The sequence below is a fragment of the Paraburkholderia sp. EG304 genome (assembly GCF_046543485.1).
In the GTDB taxonomy this organism is placed as follows: Bacteria; Pseudomonadota; Gammaproteobacteria; order Burkholderiales; family Burkholderiaceae; genus Paraburkholderia; species Paraburkholderia youngii.
This window is the reverse complement of record NZ_JBKGUA010000015.1, coordinates 136,616-154,486: the sequence shown is the minus strand read 5'-3', so window position 1 is coordinate 154,486 and position 17,871 is coordinate 136,616. Positions and strand designations below refer to the sequence as shown.

Genomic DNA, 17,871 nt, shown 5'->3' with positions numbered 1-17,871 from the left:
TCTATCTCCTGATGCGGTCGAGACCGAAACTCATCCGGCTTTCCAGCTTGCGCATACCGAACGAAATCAGACAGGCCATGCCGAAGTACAGCGCGAGAATCGTCGCGAACGGGATCAACGTATTGCCGGTTTGCGAGCGCACCACTTGCGCCTGGAAGGTCATGTCGCCGAGCGAAATCAGCGATACGACGGCCGTGCCCTTCAGCAGCTCGATCGCGTTGTTGCCGAAGGTGGGCAGCATCAGCGGCAACGCTTGCGGCAGGATCACGTGCCGCATGCGCTGATAGCGGGAAAGATTCAAAGCGATGCACGCGCTGCGCTGCTCATGGCCGATCGCGGCGACCGCGCCGCGCACCACTTCGGCGCCGTACGCGCCGACATTCAGCCCAAGCGCGAGCACGCCGGCCTGCAGCGGCGTCAGCGTGAGGCCGGCCATCGGTAACACGAAGTACGCCCAGAACAGCTGCACGAATATCGACGTGCCGCGAAAGAACTCGATATACGACGTGGCCAACGCGCGCACCACGAAGAAGCGCGACAGGCGCCCGAGCCCCGCGACGAACGCCATGGCGAGCGCGAGTACCGCGCCCATCAGCGTTAGTTCGACGGTTGTCCGCGCCCCCTGCAAAATCAGCTGCAAATAACCGGACCAGTGGTTCATCGACGCACCTCGCGCGCAATGTATCGGAGGCCATGCGCGCGACCGTGCCGCGCGCATGGCGTGCTATCGCGGCCTCAGTTCTTCGCCGTGCACAGTTGTTCGCGGCTCGCCGACATCGCCGCCTTCGCCGAGAAGCCATAGGGCTCGACGATCTTCGCGAACTCGCCGGAATCCTTCATCTTCTTCAGCTCGACATCGAACGCATCGCGCAGCGCGGTGTCCTGCTTGCGAAACGCGACGCCGTCGCATTGCACCGGCGTGTTCTGCACCGGCGCGATCGAATCGAGGTTCGGGTCTTTCGCCTTTGAAAGCAGATCGGTGATCGAAAGAAGCGGCAACGCGAATACGTCGATGCGGCCGTCCTGCAGCATCTTCAGACCGCTTTGCCCGTCCGGCACGATGATCACGCGATCGGTCGGAATGTTCGCGGCGGTCGCGAGCTTCTGCTCGGTCGTGCCGCCTTCCACACCGATCACCGCTTTCGGATCTTTCGCGATTTCCTCGTAGGTCTTGATGCTCTTCGTATTGCCTTTCTTGACCGCGAACGCTTCGACCGCGCACAGCACCGGCTGCGAATAGGCGACGGCAGCGCAACGCTGCGGCGTCATGAACAGCCCCGCCGCAATCGCGTCATGCCGCCCGGCCGCGAGACCCGGAATCATCGCGCCATACTCGGAGACCGACGCGACGACGTCGTTGACGCCCAGCTTCTTGAACCCGGCGCGCGCGACATCGGGCGCCGCGCCCGTCACTTTGCCGTCGGCGCCGACTGCGGTGAACGGCGGCTCGTTCGCGATCGCGATGCGCGCGAACCCTTGCTGGCGCAGCTGCGTGAGCTTGTCGTCGGCGGCATATGCGAGGCTCGCGAGCGTCAGCAGAGACAACCCTCCCGCAATCAGAATCCCCTTCAGTTTCATGATCTCTGGCTCCTATGGCGTAGTGGTATGACGTAGTAGTGGGTGATGTGCAGCATGGGAAAAACAATCTGTTGCGGCTCGGCTCAGATTCGATGCCCCGCGGCGAGGATCTTGCGCAGGAAGGTCTGGGTCCGTTCGTGCGTGGGATGCGTGAAGATGTCCTCGGGCTTGCCTTCCTCGACGATCCTGCCGCGATCGAAAAACAGCACGCGGTCGGCGAAATCGTGCGCGAAGCCCATTTCGTGCGTGACGAGCAGCATCGTCATATCGGTTTCGCGCGCGAGCCGTTGCATCACGTTCAGGACTTCCTCGACGAGTTCGGGGTCGAGCGCGGACGTCACTTCGTCGAACAGCATGATTCGCGGCGCGAGCGCGAGCGCCCGCGCGATCGCCACGCGCTGCTTCTGCCCGCCCGACAGTTGTGCGGGACGGCTTTTCGCCTTGTCGGCCATGCCGACCATGTCGAGCAGTTCCAGCGCGCGCTTCTCCGCCGACTCGCGGCTCTCGCCCTTCGTCAGCATCGGCGCGAGCGTCACGTTGTCGAGCACGCTCTTGTGCGGAAACAGATTGAAGTGCTGAAACACCATGCCGATCTTCTCGCGCATCTTCTGCAGATGCCTTTCGTTCGCGGGCACCATCTGGCCGCCACGCGGCATATGAAACAGTTGTTCGCCGTCCACCTCGATATGGCCGCCGTCGATCGTCTCGAGCGTCATCAGGATGCGCAGGATCGTCGTCTTGCCCGATCCCGACGGACCGATCAGCGCCAGCTTCTCGCCGGGCATCACGTCGAGCGATAGTTCGTCGAGCACGGTCAGCGCGCCATATCGTTTCGTGATCCGGTCGAGTCGGATCAACGGCTTATTCGCTGGGCTTTGGTCGCGGCGCGCCTGAGTGTTTGCGGGCGTCGCCGTACGCTCCGAGGAAAGACTTGCCGGGGCGATGCCTGAAGCGCTCAATAGATCGGTAACTCGCGCAGTGTTCATATCGATTCGATCCCGTTCGTCGTACGTGATTTGAGTCAATGGAATGCGGCTGCGGCGCCGGAAATGCCAGTGATGCGAACCAGAATACGCAGCCATATTTGCAAACCAGATTGCTCTAGAACAATTCTTTTTTCCGCGCGGACCAAGGCGAGCGAAGGGTGCACTGCAACAAGACCACAAGCATGCTTCGATAACGTCACCAACATTGAACTAGCACATTCGGAGGCGTTTTTTCGCGGCATTAGACTGCGGCGAGAAATACCCGTGGCGCCGCATTCACGTGCACCGCGCGCCACTTCCCGCAACGACGTCACGCTCAGAGAGAGGGGAAGATGTCAGATACGACGCAACAGGAATCGCGAATTGAGGTGCCCGTCGTGCGCCTGCCGTTCGAACGCGACGAATATGCCGCGCGTCTTGCCAAGACGCGCAACGCGATGCAGGCGGCCGGCATCGAGCTATTGATCGTGTCGGACCCGACCAATATGGCCTGGCTCACCGGCTATGACGGCTGGTCGTTTTACGTGCATCAGTGCGTGCTGCTAGCGCTCGATGGCGAGCCGGTCTGGTTCGGCCGCGGTCAGGACGCGAATGGTGCAAAGCGCACCGTCTTCATGCAGCACGATCAGATCGTTGGCTATCCGGATCACTATGTGCAATCCACCGCGCGGCATCCGATGGACTATCTCGCGCGCGACGTGATCGCGGCGCGCGGCTGGGCCAACGCGAAGATCGGCGTCGAAATGGACAACTACTATTTCAGCGCCGCCGCTTATCGCTCGCTCGTCGCGCATCTGCCGGACGCGAAATGGCAGGACGCCACCGGCCTCGTCAACTGGCAGCGCGCGGTCAAATCGCTACGCGAGATCGAGTACATGCGCGTGGCCGCGCGCATCGTCGAGAAGATGCACGCGCATATCGTCGAGCGAATCGAGCCGGGCATGCGCAAGAATGACCTTGTCGCGGAGATCTACTCGGCAGGCATTACCGGCATCGACGGTCATGGCGGCGACTATCCGGCGATCGTGCCGCTGCTGCCGACCGGCGCCGACGCGGCCGCGCCGCATCTGACCTGGGACGACACGCCGTTCGCGAAGGACGCCGGCACGTTCTTCGAAATCGCCGGCTGCTTCAAGCGCTATCACTGCCCGCAGTCGCGCACCGTGTATCTGGGAAAACCGCCGAAGCATTTCATCGAGGGCGAGCGCGCGGTGGTCGAAGGAATCGAGGCCGGGCTTGCCGCGGCGAAACCGGGCAATACCTGCGAGGACATCGCCAATGCGTTTTTCGCGGTGCTGCATAAATACGGCATCGAGAAGAACAGCCGTTGTGGCTATCCGATCGGCGCGAGCTATCCGCCCGACTGGGGCGAGCGCACGATGAGCCTGCGTCCCGGGGACAAGACCGTCCTCGAACCCGGCATGACGTTCCACTTCATGCCGGGCCTGTGGCTCGACGACTGGGGCCTCGAAATCACCGAGAGCATCCTGATCACCAGGACCGGTGTCGAGACCTTCTGCCGGACGCCACGCAAGCTGTTCGTCAAACCGTAATCGCACGGGCGTCGTGCCCGCATCGACTCGCGAAGCACGATGCCCGTCCCGACAAGAGGGGAACCATGCTTCCGAAAACGATGAAGGCCGTCGTGCTGACCGGGCACGGCGGTCTCGACAAACTGGTCTATCGCGACGACGTGCCGGTGCCGTCCTGCGCGGCCGGCGAGGTACTGATCGATGTGACCGCCTGCGGTCTCAACAATACCGACGTGTGGGTCCGCCAGGGCGCCTACGGCACCGACGACGACCCACAAGCGGTCTCGACGTGGCGACGCGGCCGCTCGACGCTGACGTTTCCGCGCATTCAGGGCGCGGATATCGTCGGACGCGTGGTCGCGGTGGGTCGCGGCGTCAGCGATGCGCGTATCGGCGAGCGCGTGATCGTCGACGCGTCGATCTACAACCGCGACGACGACAGCCTCGCCGATATCGACTACATCGGTCACGGCCGCGACGGCGGCTACGCCGAATACACGGCCGTGCCCGCGGAAAACGCACATCGCGTCGACTCCACGTATTCCGACGCCGAGCTCGCGACGTTCTGGTGCGCTTATCACACCGGCGAGCAGATGATCGAGCGTGCAGCCGTGAAGCGCGGCGAAGCGGTGCTGATTACCGGTGCGTCCGGCGGCGTCGGCTCGGCCATCATCCAGCTATGCCGCGCGCGCGGCGCAATTCCGTATGCGGTGGTCAGCAAGGGCAAGGAAGAAGCGGTGCTCGCGCTCGGCGCGCAAAGCGTGACGCTGCGCGACAGCGGCGACTTCATCGCGGACGTCGAACGGATGACCGGCGGCCGGCCCGTCGACGTGGTTGCGGATCTGGTTGGCGGGGCGCTGTTCGGCAAGCTGTTGAACCTGCTGCGGCCAGAGGGACGATATACGACCGCGGGCGCGATCGCCGGGCCGGTCGTGCAACTCGACTTGCGCACGATGTATCTGAAGCAATTGCAGTTGAATGGATCGTCGCAGGGCACGCGCGGCGCGTTCAGACGCGTGCTCGACTATATTCAGAGCGGTACGATTCGGCCGGTTCTCGCGGCGACTTATCCGCTGTCGAAGTTTCATGAGGCGCAGACGCGGTTTATGGAAAAGCGCTTCGTGGGGAATATCGTTGTTGTTCCGGATCGGCATTACGGCGACGAAGCTTCGCATTAACTCTCATTGCGATTAAAGCACTGGCCGATGCATTACGGCCCTTCCCAGCTCTAGCCGCATACTGTCACCCTCCGAGCCCGCCTCTCATGGCGGGCTTTCTTTTTCGCGCGTAGCAGTCGTCGTCAATGTTTTTCAAGACAGTCTTATCTCGATTTAAAGCTGTTGACGTGGTTCGTTTCGATGGGTAAGTATCCGACATCGCCTGGAAATTCATGAGGAATCCAATGAAGAAGGAGATTCGGGAAGGCACTGTAAAGCAGACCCAAGACCAGGAGGTCTGTGACCTTTGTCGCATTACCTATCCGATCTACGCCAACTTCCCGCCGATGCCGTCGGCACAGGCTTTCAATGCAGAAACCGGAGAGTTCTTTCCCTTTGACCGGCTGCGTTCGCTATCAACCGGTTATGACATGGCTAAAGCGCTAGGTTACGCATGGGCGTGTGATTGTCGCGGACGCACCCCAGTCACCAGGCGTATCAACTACAACGAGCAATTCCAACTCCTCGACACTCACACAGGTAAGCCTTTAGCAAGCGTTGAATATGCGATCGAACGGGCAAGCGGCGATATAGAACATGGCATGACCGACGCGAGCGGCTATACGCACCGTCTTTCCATGACCAGTTCGGCTGAAGAAATCAATATCTATTGCAACGGGGCGAAACATGCCTAAGACCGTAATCTCCCCGTCGGGTAAGCATCTCAACCATGCCGCGCGAAGAATGACGACGAGTACCGCCGACAGCGCCGCGAAACAGGTTCGCGTTGCGTCACGACAGAAGACGCGCCTCGAAGAGAACGAGGAATATTTTAAAGATGCCAACGTCAAGGCGTTCCTCTATATGATTGGGAAATCTGAAGGCGGCGACTATCACGCGAAGTACGGGTGGTATCCGGGAAATACGACGTGGACCTTTACCGACGAATCAACTCACCCGGGGCCGGGTAAAGATGGACACACTACCGCTGCCGGTCTGTACCAGATTAACAGAGCCGCGTGGACCGAACATGGCAAGAAGGCGATGGGTCTCGACGATTTTTCCCCGCACACTCAGGACCTTATCGCGGTTGAAGACGTTCGCGTCCACAATGTAATTGACTCGGTGATGGCCGGGAACATTAAGCATGCCATTGAGAAGCTAAAGCCTCATGAATGGGTGTCCTTTCAGGTTCATGACTTTACGACTCTGAAGGCTTGGTTTATTGCGGGCGGTGGGACACCAAAATGAAAAATACTGCTATCGCGCTACTACTCGCAGGCCTTACGGCTGGTCATACAGTTGCCTCAGAAATCTTGTTCGAGAATCGAACTGAAGACCCAACGAGCGGATGGGATCACGTCACTCATGCGTTCGCAAGCGCATTGATGAAACATGAAGAGCGAGCGCAGGATTTAACTGGCTATGCACAAGCGAGCGAGATACCGAAGGACCCAAGCACAAGGCTCGTATGGAAGACCGTCCCAATTAGCCTTAGGGGGCGGGAAATCCGATTCGTGCGGCCCACCTTGGACCCATATTTCGCACCTTTCTATGGCGCCCATCAATTCCAGCACTGGCTTGTTTCTAACGGGCGTATCCTGCATGAAGGAAACGCTGATGTTTTTCAGATCTTGCAAGTGGAGCATGATGGAATGCGAGACATCGCAGAGACGGCTTGTACGGCGATAACGTGTTACACAACCCAGTTTCGCTTCAATCAAAGAAGCGGTCGCTACGAAGCAGCATCTTGCCGAGCAAGCACAATTTCCAGCGGTTCTGATGCGGGTCCATGTACCTATAGCCGTCAGTGACAAGGCGGCGCGAAGCCGCCGCCATCCGAGGAGGAGCGTGCCAATGCATCGTCACAACGCTGTCGGCTCTCGCCGGGTCAAATTTTCTGGGCTATGAAATGAAAAGACTGCTTCCGCTCCTGTTGTGTCTCCCGCTGACTACTTTCGCGCTAGATGGTACGGGTTCAGTCGATTTTGATTCATCTATCATGCCGCTATTAAATCAGAGCGCAGACTTAAGAGAACTCGTTCTCTGCAACTTCGATATCGTCAGCGATCCAATGGGAACGCGAATTGGAGACGTTCAATCGAAAGCTTTAGGGGGTTCCAGAATCGGGCCTTATTCGATGTGGGCAAACTGGCGCGGGAATTCAGGTTCAAAACCAGTAGTTCTGACGATAAACACGCGGATAGATTTCATCGACTCGCGCGGCAGGAAGGTCAATGGAAATTTGCCTAAGGCAGTCCGCATTGAAGAGCATATCAATAGCGTGACGGTAGGACCTGCGGAACAAGGGCAACCGGAGTCCGTTCCGGGAGGACTAAAGCACGGCATAGATTTAAAGGCATGCTCTTCCAGATCTTCTAGATCTTGAATCGTGAATAAAAGGATCTGTGCTCAAAGATTTATGGCTACGCTCGTCGGAGCGCTATTGATTCCGACCGCTTATGCGGATGGATCGGTCAGTTTTCACGGCGACATTGTTCCAATGCTCAAGGCGCGCGCTGAATTGGAACAGTTCATAACTGAAAACTTTTCAGTTACGGATACGGGATGGGGAAACAGGATAGGTAGCGCGACAATGCCGCATATGGGCGGCGCTCGGATGGGACCGTATAAATTTCAAGCCGTGTGGCATAGCTCCCACGGTGACGTCCCAGTTACGTTGATAATCGACACGAAGATCCGATTTCTCGACAGACACCGGCACGAAATCGTGGGCGGTGATCTGCGCGAAACACGATCGGTCAGCGAAACCTTGGATTCTATCGAAATTGAACCGCCTGACATCAATTCCGCCCGAAGTAAATAAAAGCCCCGACCACCTACCACATCCCAGCAGCCGGGGCTTTCTCACACCTCAGTTCATCAAAGCGAAGCAGCCGGCGCAAACACCTGCGACGCCACCTCATCCACCGCCTCGCGCGTCAGCTTCACAATCTCGTCCACATCACTGCGCGATGTCACCAGCGGCGGCGCAAAGCCGAGAATGTCGCCATGCGGCATCGCCCGCGCGATCAGTCCACGCTGCATCGCCGCAGCCGACACCCGCGGCCCGACCTTCAGCGCCGCATCGAACGGCGTGCGAAGATCCTTGTCGGCCATGAACTCCAGCGCGGCCAGCATGCCCTCGCCGCGCACTTCGCCGACGAGCGGATGTGAGTCGAACGCCGCATGCAATTGCTGGAGCAGATAAGCGCCGGTTTGCGCCGCATTCTGCGTCAGGTTCTCGCGCTCCAGAATGTCGAGGTTGGCGAGCGCCGCGGCCGCACAGATCGGATGGCCCGAATACGTCCAGCCATGCCCCAGCGCGCCCGATTCCTGCGATGCCTTATCGATCACATCCCACACGCCTTCGCTGACGATCACGCCCGACAGCGGCGCATACGCACTCGTCAAACCCTTCGCGACGGTGATCAGATCCGGCTGAATGCCGTAGTGCTGCGCGCCCATCTTCGAGCCGAGCCGGCCGAAACCGCACACCACCTCGTCGCAGATCAGCAGAATGTCGTGCTTCTTCAGGACCTGCTGGATCGCGGGCCAGTAACCGGCCGGCGGCGGTACGATGCCGCCCGTGCCCATCACCGGTTCGCCGATGAAGGCCGCGATCGTATCGGCGCCTTCACGCGCGATCAGCTTTTCGAGTTCGTCGACGCAATACGCGACGAACTGCGTTTCGTTCATGCCCGCCGGCGCGCGACGATACCAGTGCGGACACACGGTGTGCTTGACGCGCTCGACCGGCAGATCGAAGAACTGATGGAAGCTCGGCAAGCCCGTGAGACTGCCGGTGACGATACCCGAGCCGTGATAGCCGCGGTCGCGCGAAATGATCTTCTTCTTGTTCGGGCGGCCCTTCACGTTGTTGTAGTACCAGACGAGCTTGATCTGCGTTTCGTTCGCGTCCGAACCCGACAGGCCGTAGTACACCTTCTTCATGCCCTTCGGCGACCAGTCGATGATGCGCGACGACAGCTCGATGATCGTATCGGTCGAGTGGCCGACATAGGTGTGGTAATAAGCGAGCTTCTTCGCCTGCTCGTAAATCGCGTCCGCCACTTCGGTGCGGCCGTAGCCGATGTTCACGCAGTAAAGGCCGGCAAATGCATCGATAAACGACTTGCCTTGATGGTCCTCGATACGGATGCCTTTCGCGCCGGTCACGATCCGGCCCGGCAGTGCGCCGCTCGCGTGATCGTGCGCGTGCGTCGACGGATGCATGAAGTGCGCGCGATCGGCGCTCAGCAGTTGATCGAATTTAGTCATGGGTCGCTCCTTCGTGTGATGTCTCGATGAATGAATCAGTAGGTTCAGGCCGTTGCGTCCGTCGCCATCGCGTGTGCCGCGGCACGAGCGGGGGCGCTGTCGCTGACCGGCAAGCCGAGCTGGCCAAGGCAGAAATAACGTGTCTCGACGAACGGCTCGAAGCCTTCGACGCCGCCTTCGCGTCCAAGCCCCGACGACTTGATGCCGCCGAACGGAATCGGCGCGCCGGTAAACTTCGCGCCGTTGATGGACACCATTGCGAAGTCGAGCCGGCGGATCAGTTGAAACACGGTGTTCAGATCTTTCGCGCAGACGTAGGCGGCGAGTCCGTACTCGGTGTCGTTCGCGCGTTCGACCACTTCGTCGAGCGAATCGAACGGCGAGACCGCCGAGATCGGCGCGAAGTTCTCTTCGTCATAAATGCGCATGCCGGGCGCAGCATCGGCCACCACGGTCGGCTCGAAGAACCAGCCGCCGCGCTCGTGCGCCGCGCCGCCTACCGTGATGCGCGCACCTTTCTCACGCGCGTCGGCGACGCGCTGCACGGTCGAGTCGAACGCGGCCTGGTGCATCAGCGGGCCCACATCCACGTGCGGGTCGAATGCGCTGCCCACTTTCAACGCCTTCACGGCATCGCTGTATCGCGCAACGAATGCTTCATACAAAGGACGCGCGACGAAAATCCGGTTCGCCGCGCAGCAGTCCTGGCCCGAGGTCTGGAACTTCGCCGCGACCGCGACGCGCACGGCCTGTGCGAGGTCCGCATCTTCCGTCACGATGAAAGGCGCGTTGCCGCCCAGTTCTAGCGCGGTCTTCTTGATGCCTGCCTGCGCGGCCGTTTGCATCACCAGCGCACCGACGCGCGTCGAACCGGTGAAGCTGACCGAGCGCACGCGGCTATCCGAAACCAGCGTTTCCATCGCCATTTGCGGCTCGCCGAGCACGACGTTGAACACGCCCGCCGGAAAGCCCGCTTCTTCGGCGAGTTGCGCGAGCGCGAGCGCGGAGAACGGCGTCTCGTGCGCGGGCTTTGCGACCACCGTGCAACCTGCGGCGAGCGCGGCAGCGGCCTTGCGCGTGAGCATCGCGCACGGGAAATTCCACGGCGTGATCAGTGCGGCGACACCGACCGGCTCGATGATCGTGCCAAGATGCGCGCCATCGATATGCGTCGGAATCGTGCGTCCATTCAAACGCCGCACTTCATGCGCGAACCATTCGACGAAGCTCGCGCCATACGCGATTTCGCCGCGCGCTTCGGCAAGCGGCTTGCCCTGTTCGAGCGACAGAATCGCAGCGAGATCCTGCTGATGACGCAGGATCAGCTCATGCCAGCGCAATAGCAGCGCCGAACGTTTGGCGACCGGCACCCAGCGCCACGTGTCGAACGCGCGCTGCGCGGCATCGACCGCTGCGGTAATCTGCGCCGCATCGAGCATCGGCACATGGCCGAGTACTTCCTGATTCGCGGGATTCTGCACTGCGACGCTCGCGGCGCTCGCGCTATGAACCCAGCGTCCATCCACGTAGCACAGCGATTTGAATAGGACCGGATGACCCAGCAACATGACGACCTCCTGTGTGCGATGTTTCTGCTATCACTGTAGGTCCTGAGGCACTGCGGATTTTTTTGTTGTCGCGGTTGGAAGACCGCGTTTTTTCTGCAATTCGCCGTGTGATTGATGTTTTTTCGGGCGGGACTTTTGACCGTGTTTCGACCGCATTTACCGCGCCATTCAACCGTTCTCGCCAATCGATTGTTCCGCCCAATCAGGCAGTCCTTCGGCGCCGCTTTTCACTACCTTCGTGACGATATAGGTGAAGTACTTTTCGATGCCCAATTCGTCGGTGAGCAACGCATCGATGAAGCGCTGATAGTGGTCGATATCGCGCGACAGCACGTGCATCACATAGTCGACGCCGCCGCCCGTCGCGAGGCATTGCACGACTTCCGGCGCGGCCGCGATGCGCTCCTCGAAGCGCCGCATGTCCGGCGCGGTATGACGCGCGAGTGTGACCTCGACCACCACGCGGCTGCCCTTGAACGCGCGCACCCAATCGATATCCGCGCGATACCCGCGAATCACGCCCTCTTCTTCGAGGCGCTTCACGCGCTCCCATGCCGGCGAAATCGACAGATTGATTTCCTCGGCGAGGCGCGACTTCGTGATGCGTCCGTCGCGCGCGAGAATGCGCAGAATCGCGAGATCGTAGCGGTCGAATTTCATCGCGCGTTCAGACCGTTACCGGTATGCCACGTTCGAGCACGTCGGCGACCACCGCAACCGTATCGCCGATCCGCACGAGCCCCGGAAAATGCCGCGCGGCCAGCATGCCCGCGCGTCGCGCGCGATATTCGACCGGCGCGGCGCCGGTGCGATTCGCATCGTAGACCCGCGCGATCACCTCGCCGTTATCGACCATCTCGCCGAGGTCCTTGCACAATTCGAGCAGACCATCGTGCTCGCTCGTCGTGTAGCAGGTGCCATCGGGCATATCGAGCAGCGTGGTCGTGCGTGGTGCGTGACGGCTCGATTCATCCTGCGCGATGATGCCCGCATGCTGCAGAAAGCCGCGCACACCACGCTCGGTGATCGCCACGCTCTGCACCGTTGCCGTGCCCCCGCCGCCAAGCTCGGTCGACACGAACACCTTGCCGGCTTCCTCGACGGCCGTGTCGTAAAGGCCGACGCTATCGAGTTCGAGCATTCGCATCGAGTACGGCGCGCCGAACGCGCGCATCGCCGCTTCGCAGCGGGCCTGCTGCGTCGCATCGGGCAGTACGTGAATCGCGGCGAACGGCACGAAGTCGAGCGTGCGGCCACCCGCGTGCAGATCGAGCACATAGTCGGCGAGCGGCAGCAGATAGCGCTGAAAATAATCGGCGATCTTCTCGGTCACGGTGCCGTCCGGCTTGCCCGGAAAACTGCGATTCAGATTGCCGCGATCGATCGGCGACGTGCGCGTGCCCGCGCGAAACGCCGGGAAATTCATGAAGGGCACGATGATCACGCGCCCGCGTACGTCTCTCGCCTTCAAGGTGGCGGCGAGCTTCGACAGCGCGATCGGCCCTTCGTATTCGTCGCCGTGGTTGCCGCCCGTTAGCAGTGCGGTCGGTCCCTCGCCGTTACGGATCACGGTGATGGGGATCATCTCCGCGCCCCACGCGGAGACGTCGTGAGAATGAGGCAGCTTCAGGAAACCATGCTGTTCGCCGTCGGCGTTGAAATCGACCGTCGGTTGAATCGGGGATGCCCGCATCTGTGCTACTCCTTCGTGAGCCGCTTGTGCGGCGTTTTACCGTTGATCGCGCGTCATTGCAGCGGCGCGCCGTTGCCAAATGTCGTTCCCGCCTTCGCGGCACGCGCGCGCTGCAAGGCGAGCGCGGCAATCGCGGTGTCCTGCGCGCCGGTTCCGGTCAGATCGCAGATCGTCACGTCGGCGTCGCTCGTGCGGCCCGCCGCCTGTTTCGCGATCACCTGACCCAATTCGACGATCGCCGCATCGGCACGCATCGTGCCCGCGGCGAGCGCGTGATGCAGTTCGCCGAGCACGCGCGTTTGCTGCGCGCGGTCGCACACGTAGCGCGCTGCCGCGAGCGCCGCCGGCGCGATTTCGTTCTTGTGTTCGGCGTCCGAGCCCATCGCGGTGATGTGCAGGCCCGGATGCAGATCGGCGGCTTCGATGAGCGGCGTGCGGCTCGGCGTCGTCGTGATCGCGACGTCCGCTTCGGCGAGCGCGTCGTGAACGCTGGCCGCGACGTCGCAGCGCACGCCGAGCGTGTTGTTCACTTCGGCGGAGAAACGTAGCGCGCTCGCCGCGTCGCGCGCCCACACGCGTACGTGTTCGACGCGGCGCACCAGCATCAGGGCCCGCAATTGCAGGCGCGCCTGCTCGCCCGCGCCGATCACCGCGACGCGCGGCGTGTGCGCTTTCGCGAGCCAGCGCGCCGCGACCGCGCCGGCGGCCGCCGTGCGTATCGCGGTCAGATAGCCGTTGTCGAGCAGCACCGCTTCGGTCAATCCGGTCTTCGCCGACAGCACCAGCATCAGGCCGTTCAGGCTCGGCAAACCAAGCGACGGGTTATCGAAAAAGCCCGGACTCACCTTGATCGCGAAGCTGTCGAGGCGCGGCAACCATGCGGTCTTCACGTCGACTTCGCCGTTATGCGCGGGCAGATCGAGCCGCAGGATCGGCGGCATCGCAACCGCTTCGGTCGCGAGCGCGACAAAGGCCGCTTCGATCTGGTCGATGGCCGCGAGATCGAGCGGCACGAGTTTGCGAAGCTCGGCTTCGCCAAGGAGCGTGATCGAGGTCATGATGCCGATGCGGTATGTGGGTTCTGTGACGGTAGGGCTTGCGAGTTTTCGTTGCCGACGATCCGCCGATGCAGATCCATATCGATGTTCGCGCCCGTCACGACGAGCACGAGCGGCCCGCGCGCGATGCGCTCAGCGGGCAGCGCGCGATCGAGCACCGCGGCAATCCCCACCGCCGCCGCGCCTTCGACGACGAGCCGTTCCTGCCGATACGCATGCGCGATACCGCGCGCGATCGACGCCTCATCCAGCAGCACGGTTTCATCGATCAGATCGCGCGTCAGCGCATACGTGTAGCGGTTTTCGAGTCCGATACCACCGCCGAGCGAATCGGCGAGCGTATCGACTTCCTCGACCAGCACCGGCTGACCGACCGCTAGACTCGCGTGCATCGCGGCGCCGCGCGCCATCGTCACGCCGGTCAAACCGATCGTGGCACTCGTGCTTTTCGCGGCGAGCGCGATGCCTGCAAACAGCCCGCCGCCGGACAACGGCACGACGATGTTCGCGACATCGGGCAACGCCTCGACGATTTCGAGCCCGATCGTCCCTTGTCCGGCGATCACGCGCGGGTCGTCGAATGGCGGGACGTAGGCATAACCTTCTTCGCGCGCGAGTCGCAATGCTTCGTGCTCCGCCTCGTCCTGGCTTTGGCCGGTAATCCGTACATGCGCGCCGAGTGCGCGCACCGCATCGACCTTGTTGGCGGGCACGAGGCGCGACAGACACACGGTTGCGTCGATACCCATCGCGCGCGCCGCATGCGCGACCGCGCGGCCATGATTACCGGTCGATGCGGTCACCACGCGAGTGCAGCCTTCGTCGGCCAGTTGCGCGAGCGCATTGGTCGCGCCGCGCAGCTTGAAGCTGCCGGTCGGCTGCACGGTTTCGAGCTTCAGATAGACCGGCGTGCCGGCGTGCGCCGACAGGCTCGGTGATTCGACGAGCGGCGTACGGCACACGCGGCCGTCGATACGGCTGCGCGCGCGGTAAATGTCGGCTAACGACAGATCGGCTGACGGTGGAACGGACATGCGCGAGGCCCTGCATCAAAGTGGTCGATTCGCTATTCGATGCGGGCACGGCTGTCGCAGATAAACGCAGTGATTCGCGGCCGCATCGCTTTCCATGCAGCCCAGTCTAGTGTTCTAAAAAAGGATTTTTATTGTCCTAGTTCATTTCGGTCAGCGCGCACGCAATTCGCGCACCCGTGCGATCAGGTGAAATCGTGCACCTGCGGGTATTGCTCGAACACATCGTGCATCGTTTCGAGCGCGGCTTTATAGGTGTCTTCGCTAACCTCGGCGCCGACGCAAACGCGCACCGCATTAGGCCGGTCCGCGTCGCGCACGAGGAATGGATCGGGCGACGTCACCGCGATGTCGCGGTTGCGCAGCTCGCGCACCAGCCGGTCGGTGCGCCAGTGATCGGGCACCCGCAACCATGCCGACAGCGCCTGCGGGTGCGCGCCCAGGACATATTTACCGAGCGTCTGCTGCAATTGCGCCTGACGCCGCCCGAGCCGTTCACGCTGAATTTCGACGAGCCGCGCGGCCGTGCCGTCGACGATCCAGCGCGTGGCGATCTCAGCCATCGGCGGCGTCGCCATCCAGCTGCTCACGCGCAGCACGCTCTCGGCGCGCAGTGCGAGCCGGCGTGGCGTCGTCATATAGCCGATGCGCAAACCGGCCATCACCGACTTCGTCAAGCTCGTGCAATAGAACGAGAGATCTGGAATGAGGCTCGAAATCGGCGTGGAATGTTTGGCGGGCAACGGGCCGTAGACGTCGTCCTCGATCACGTAGACGCCATAGCGTTCGGCGATTTTCGCAATCGCGCGACGCCGCGAATCGGGCATCAACGCGACGGTCGGATTGTTCAGCGTCGGCGTGCAGACGAGCGCCGAGATACGCTCGCTGTCGCACATCTCCTCGAAGTGTTCGGGGTGTATGCCGTACTCGTCGATTTCGAGGCCCTTCAGCGTGAAGCCGAGCACGTTGGCCGAACCTATCACGCCGTGATCCGTCAGGCTTTCGCACAGCACGGTATCGCCCGGGCCCACCAGCGAAGCGAGCGCGAGAAAGATGCCGTGCGCGGCGCCATTCGTGACGAGCAGCGTATCGGCCGAAGCCGGCATGCCGAGCGACGCGAGCCACGCAATGCCCGCCTGGCGATGATGCTCGAAGCCCGCGATCGGCCGGAACGCGCGAATCCACGGCTGATCGTCGAGCGTCGACAGCGTCGCGCAGACCTTGCGCCACATCGCATCGTGCTCGGACGTGTGAATGATGCGCGCGATCGAAAAGTCGACCACCGAGCGCTCGGCCGTATCGAGCATGTAGCTCGACATCGTTTCGGTGACGCGCGCCGCGACGAAGCTGCCGCGCCCCACCTCGCAGCGGATCAGCCCTTGCCGCTCCAGTTCCTTGTACGCATTGGTCACGGTCTGCACGCTGATCGCGAGTTCGGCGGCGACGTCGCGCTGCGGCGGCAGGCGCGCGCCCGGCGGCAGCGACGTATTCTCGATGTCGCCGGCAATCGCCTTGACCAGCCGCTTGTATTTCGATTCCACGCCGTGCACCGCGCGCACGGCCTCGCGCCATTGCTCGATCACCGTTGCTCCTCCGTTTATCGCGACGCCGGCTCCGTTCGAAGTCGTGTCGTCTTGCCTGATCTCCCATAGTGAGGCAAAAACGGGGCAGAAAATAATTGTCCTAGAGCAATTGGGGCGAAAAAATGTGGGGCTGGATAGCGAAGTTGTCTCGTGTGGGTCCGATCAGAGTTTCACGCGCACCGTCGCCACACCGCGCGCTACAGCAACCCCACAAAATGCACCAGCACGAACACGATCGCCCCTCCCGCGATCAGCACCAATGCATTGATACGCGTCCTCATCACGAGCACCGTCGCGATGGCCGCGGTGAGCCACGCAATCCATCCGCCTTCGAGGTCTTTGATCAGCACATAAACGGCCGCGAGAATCAGCCCTGCGGCCACGGGGCGCAATCCAGCCTGCAACGCATTCAGCCAGCGTGCGCCTTCGTGCCGATTCCAGATGTGCACGACGCCATACATCAGAAACACAGTCGAACCGAATAGCGCGACGGTCGCGACGAGCGCGCCGCCGACGCCGCCGACCTGATAGCCGATCAGCGTCGCGAGCAATGAGCCGGGACCGGGCGCGAGCCGCGCGATCGCGAAGTCGCTGAGAAATTGCGCATGGGTCATCCAGTGATGCACGTCGACGACCTGGCGCTGCACTTCGGGGATGATCCCCTGCCCGCCACCGACGGTGACGACCGACAACGGCGCGAAAACCGAAAACAGCGCGATAAGAGTTCTGAGCACAGCGGAATCTTTAGTGAGTTTGACTTGTGACGACCAAAGCCGATCAGGGCTCGCGCGCCTCGCGCACGTATTCATAGCCAACGCTCAACGCGCCGGCGATCAGCACGGTCCACACCAGCGACACGCGAAACACCGCGGCGGCCGCGAACGTCGCGAGCAGCACCAGATAGGGAAACGCGCGGCGCGGCAGCCGGCGCGCGGCGGTGATCGCCATCGACAGCGACAGCCCGATCGCACCGGCCGCGGCGCCGGCGAGCGCGATATGCGTGAGCGGAAACGACGCGATCGCCGAGAAGAACGCGCCGAGCAGAATGATCACGACGGCCGCCGGAAAAATGATGCCGCAGAATCCCGCGACGGCGCCGCGCCAGCCGAGCAGCCGGTAGCCGATCCAGATCGCCAGATTCTTCACGTTGACGCCGGGCAGAGCCTGCGACAACGCGAGGCCGTTGAGAAATTCGTCTTCGCTCATCCAGTGCCGGTCGTGCACGAACTCGCGCATGAACCAGCCGCTCAGGCCGCCGCCGAAACTCGTCAGACCGATGCGAGCGAAGATCAGAAAGAGGCCCAGCGAGGTCACTTCGCGAGGCGGTGTTTGGCGTGGCGCGTCGCCTTCATGTGTCGATACCGGGTCGCCGACGTGGTGCCCGTGGATGCCTTTGGCCAATGC

The 17,871-nt window shown here is 62.0% G+C and carries 17 protein-coding genes; 5 read left to right on the top strand and 12 right to left on the bottom strand.

The features are described 5' to 3' along the window. Position 1: 1 nt before the first annotated feature. The 3 genes from ehuC to ehuA all read right to left on the bottom strand — a co-directional run bounded on the left by ehuC (position 2) and on the right by ehuA (position 2,564). Positions 2-661, bottom strand: a complete 660-nt coding sequence (gene ehuC / locus ACLFKU_RS19600; RefSeq protein WP_410850184.1) for an ectoine/hydroxyectoine ABC transporter permease subunit EhuC — start codon at positions 659-661, stop codon at positions 2-4. Positions 662-735: 74 nt separating this feature from the next. Further along, positions 736-1,578 carry an ectoine/hydroxyectoine ABC transporter substrate-binding protein EhuB gene (gene ehuB, locus ACLFKU_RS19595; protein ID WP_410850183.1) on the bottom strand — a complete coding sequence of 281 codons (843 nt, stop codon included), beginning with the start codon at positions 1,576-1,578 and terminating at the stop codon, positions 736-738. Positions 1,579-1,661: 83 nt separating this feature from the next. Then, positions 1,662-2,564 (bottom strand): ectoine/hydroxyectoine ABC transporter ATP-binding protein EhuA, encoded by a 903-nt coding sequence (ehuA, locus tag ACLFKU_RS19590; protein WP_368583085.1) that lies wholly within the window; start codon positions 2,562-2,564, stop codon positions 1,662-1,664. A 332-nt stretch (positions 2,565-2,896) separates the two neighbouring features. On the opposite strand from ehuA, the gene doeA reads away from it, so the two are divergent. The 5 genes from doeA (at position 2,897) to ACLFKU_RS19565 (ending at position 8,080) form a co-directional block, all read left to right on the top strand. Beyond that, entirely contained in the window at positions 2,897-4,117 is a 1,221-nt protein-coding gene (doeA, locus tag ACLFKU_RS19585; protein ID WP_410850182.1) for an ectoine hydrolase DoeA, read from the top strand. Positions 4,118-4,182: 65 nt separating this feature from the next. Further along, positions 4,183-5,274 (top strand): alcohol dehydrogenase family protein, encoded by a 1,092-nt coding sequence (locus ACLFKU_RS19580; protein WP_410850181.1) that lies wholly within the window; start codon positions 4,183-4,185, stop codon positions 5,272-5,274. 224 nt (positions 5,275-5,498) lie between these two features. Further along, the gene (locus tag ACLFKU_RS19575; RefSeq protein ID WP_410850180.1) at positions 5,499-5,948 is read left to right on the top strand and encodes a hypothetical protein; all 450 of its coding nucleotides are present in this window, start codon (positions 5,499-5,501) and stop codon (positions 5,946-5,948) included. Beyond that, complete coding sequence (locus ACLFKU_RS19570; protein WP_410842404.1) at positions 5,941-6,504, top strand: paar repeat-containing protein; 564 nt, start codon at positions 5,941-5,943, stop codon at positions 6,502-6,504. Before ACLFKU_RS19575 ends, ACLFKU_RS19570 begins: the two co-directional genes overlap by 8 nt. A gap of 1,171 nt (positions 6,505-7,675) precedes the next feature. Beyond that, positions 7,676-8,080 carry a hypothetical protein gene (locus ACLFKU_RS19565; RefSeq protein WP_368583093.1) on the top strand — a complete coding sequence of 135 codons (405 nt, stop codon included), beginning with the start codon at positions 7,676-7,678 and terminating at the stop codon, positions 8,078-8,080. A gap of 56 nt (positions 8,081-8,136) precedes the next feature. Here the strand turns inward: ACLFKU_RS19565 and ACLFKU_RS19560 are convergent, their stop codons facing one another. The 9 genes from ACLFKU_RS19560 to ACLFKU_RS19520 form a co-directional block, all read right to left on the bottom strand. Further along, the gene (locus tag ACLFKU_RS19560) at positions 8,137-9,534 is read right to left on the bottom strand and encodes an aspartate aminotransferase family protein (protein WP_018433302.1); all 1,398 of its coding nucleotides are present in this window, start codon (positions 9,532-9,534) and stop codon (positions 8,137-8,139) included. Between the two features lie 44 nt (positions 9,535-9,578). Continuing rightward, complete coding sequence (locus ACLFKU_RS19555) at positions 9,579-11,102, bottom strand: NAD-dependent succinate-semialdehyde dehydrogenase (RefSeq protein WP_410850179.1); 1,524 nt, start codon at positions 11,100-11,102, stop codon at positions 9,579-9,581. Between the two features lie 168 nt (positions 11,103-11,270). Beyond that, the gene (locus ACLFKU_RS19550; RefSeq protein WP_368583099.1) at positions 11,271-11,762 is read right to left on the bottom strand and encodes an Lrp/AsnC family transcriptional regulator; all 492 of its coding nucleotides are present in this window, start codon (positions 11,760-11,762) and stop codon (positions 11,271-11,273) included. A 7-nt stretch (positions 11,763-11,769) separates the two neighbouring features. Then, positions 11,770-12,795, bottom strand: coding sequence for a N(2)-acetyl-L-2,4-diaminobutanoate deacetylase DoeB (gene doeB, locus ACLFKU_RS19545; protein ID WP_410850178.1), 1,026 nt, complete (start codon positions 12,793-12,795; stop codon positions 11,770-11,772). A 53-nt stretch (positions 12,796-12,848) separates the two neighbouring features. Continuing rightward, the gene (locus ACLFKU_RS19540) at positions 12,849-13,853 is read right to left on the bottom strand and encodes a cyclodeaminase (RefSeq protein ID WP_410850177.1); all 1,005 of its coding nucleotides are present in this window, start codon (positions 13,851-13,853) and stop codon (positions 12,849-12,851) included. After that, the gene (gene eutB, locus ACLFKU_RS19535; RefSeq protein WP_410850176.1) at positions 13,850-14,887 is read right to left on the bottom strand and encodes a hydroxyectoine utilization dehydratase EutB; all 1,038 of its coding nucleotides are present in this window, start codon (positions 14,885-14,887) and stop codon (positions 13,850-13,852) included. The genes ACLFKU_RS19540 and eutB overlap by 4 nt, the downstream gene beginning before the upstream one ends. 182 nt (positions 14,888-15,069) lie before the next feature. Continuing rightward, the gene (locus tag ACLFKU_RS19530) at positions 15,070-16,467 is read right to left on the bottom strand and encodes a PLP-dependent aminotransferase family protein (RefSeq protein WP_176106902.1); all 1,398 of its coding nucleotides are present in this window, start codon (positions 16,465-16,467) and stop codon (positions 15,070-15,072) included. A gap of 197 nt (positions 16,468-16,664) precedes the next feature. Continuing rightward, entirely contained in the window at positions 16,665-17,201 is a 537-nt protein-coding gene (locus ACLFKU_RS19525; RefSeq protein ID WP_410850175.1) for a chromate transporter, read from the bottom strand. 43 nt (positions 17,202-17,244) lie between these two features. After that, the gene (locus tag ACLFKU_RS19520) at positions 17,245-17,868 is read right to left on the bottom strand and encodes a chromate transporter (RefSeq protein ID WP_368583109.1); all 624 of its coding nucleotides are present in this window, start codon (positions 17,866-17,868) and stop codon (positions 17,245-17,247) included. Positions 17,869-17,871: the final 3 nt, after the last annotated feature.

Coding starts and splice junctions, on each gene's coding strand:
- ehuC (WP_410850184.1), bottom strand. CDS start 661: ATGAACCACTGGTCCGGTTATTTGCAGCTGATTTTGCAGGGGGCGCGG.
- ehuB (WP_410850183.1), bottom strand. CDS start 1,578: ATGAAACTGAAGGGGATTCTGATTGCGGGAGGGTTGTCTCTGCTGACG.
- ehuA (WP_368583085.1), bottom strand. CDS start 2,564: ATGAACACTGCGCGAGTTACCGATCTATTGAGCGCTTCAGGCATCGCC.
- doeA (WP_410850182.1), top strand. CDS start 2,897: ATGTCAGATACGACGCAACAGGAATCGCGAATTGAGGTGCCCGTCGTG.
- ACLFKU_RS19580 (WP_410850181.1), top strand. CDS start 4,183: ATGCTTCCGAAAACGATGAAGGCCGTCGTGCTGACCGGGCACGGCGGT.
- ACLFKU_RS19575 (WP_410850180.1), top strand. CDS start 5,499: ATGAAGAAGGAGATTCGGGAAGGCACTGTAAAGCAGACCCAAGACCAG.
- ACLFKU_RS19570 (WP_410842404.1), top strand. CDS start 5,941: ATGCCTAAGACCGTAATCTCCCCGTCGGGTAAGCATCTCAACCATGCC.
- ACLFKU_RS19565 (WP_368583093.1), top strand. CDS start 7,676: ATGGCTACGCTCGTCGGAGCGCTATTGATTCCGACCGCTTATGCGGAT.
- ACLFKU_RS19560 (WP_018433302.1), bottom strand. CDS start 9,534: ATGACTAAATTCGATCAACTGCTGAGCGCCGATCGCGCGCACTTCATG.
- ACLFKU_RS19555 (WP_410850179.1), bottom strand. CDS start 11,102: ATGTTGCTGGGTCATCCGGTCCTATTCAAATCGCTGTGCTACGTGGAT.
- ACLFKU_RS19550 (WP_368583099.1), bottom strand. CDS start 11,762: ATGAAATTCGACCGCTACGATCTCGCGATTCTGCGCATTCTCGCGCGC.
- doeB (WP_410850178.1), bottom strand. CDS start 12,795: ATGCGGGCATCCCCGATTCAACCGACGGTCGATTTCAACGCCGACGGC.
- ACLFKU_RS19540 (WP_410850177.1), bottom strand. CDS start 13,853: ATGACCTCGATCACGCTCCTTGGCGAAGCCGAGCTTCGCAAACTCGTG.
- eutB (WP_410850176.1), bottom strand. CDS start 14,887: ATGTCCGTTCCACCGTCAGCCGATCTGTCGTTAGCCGACATTTACCGC.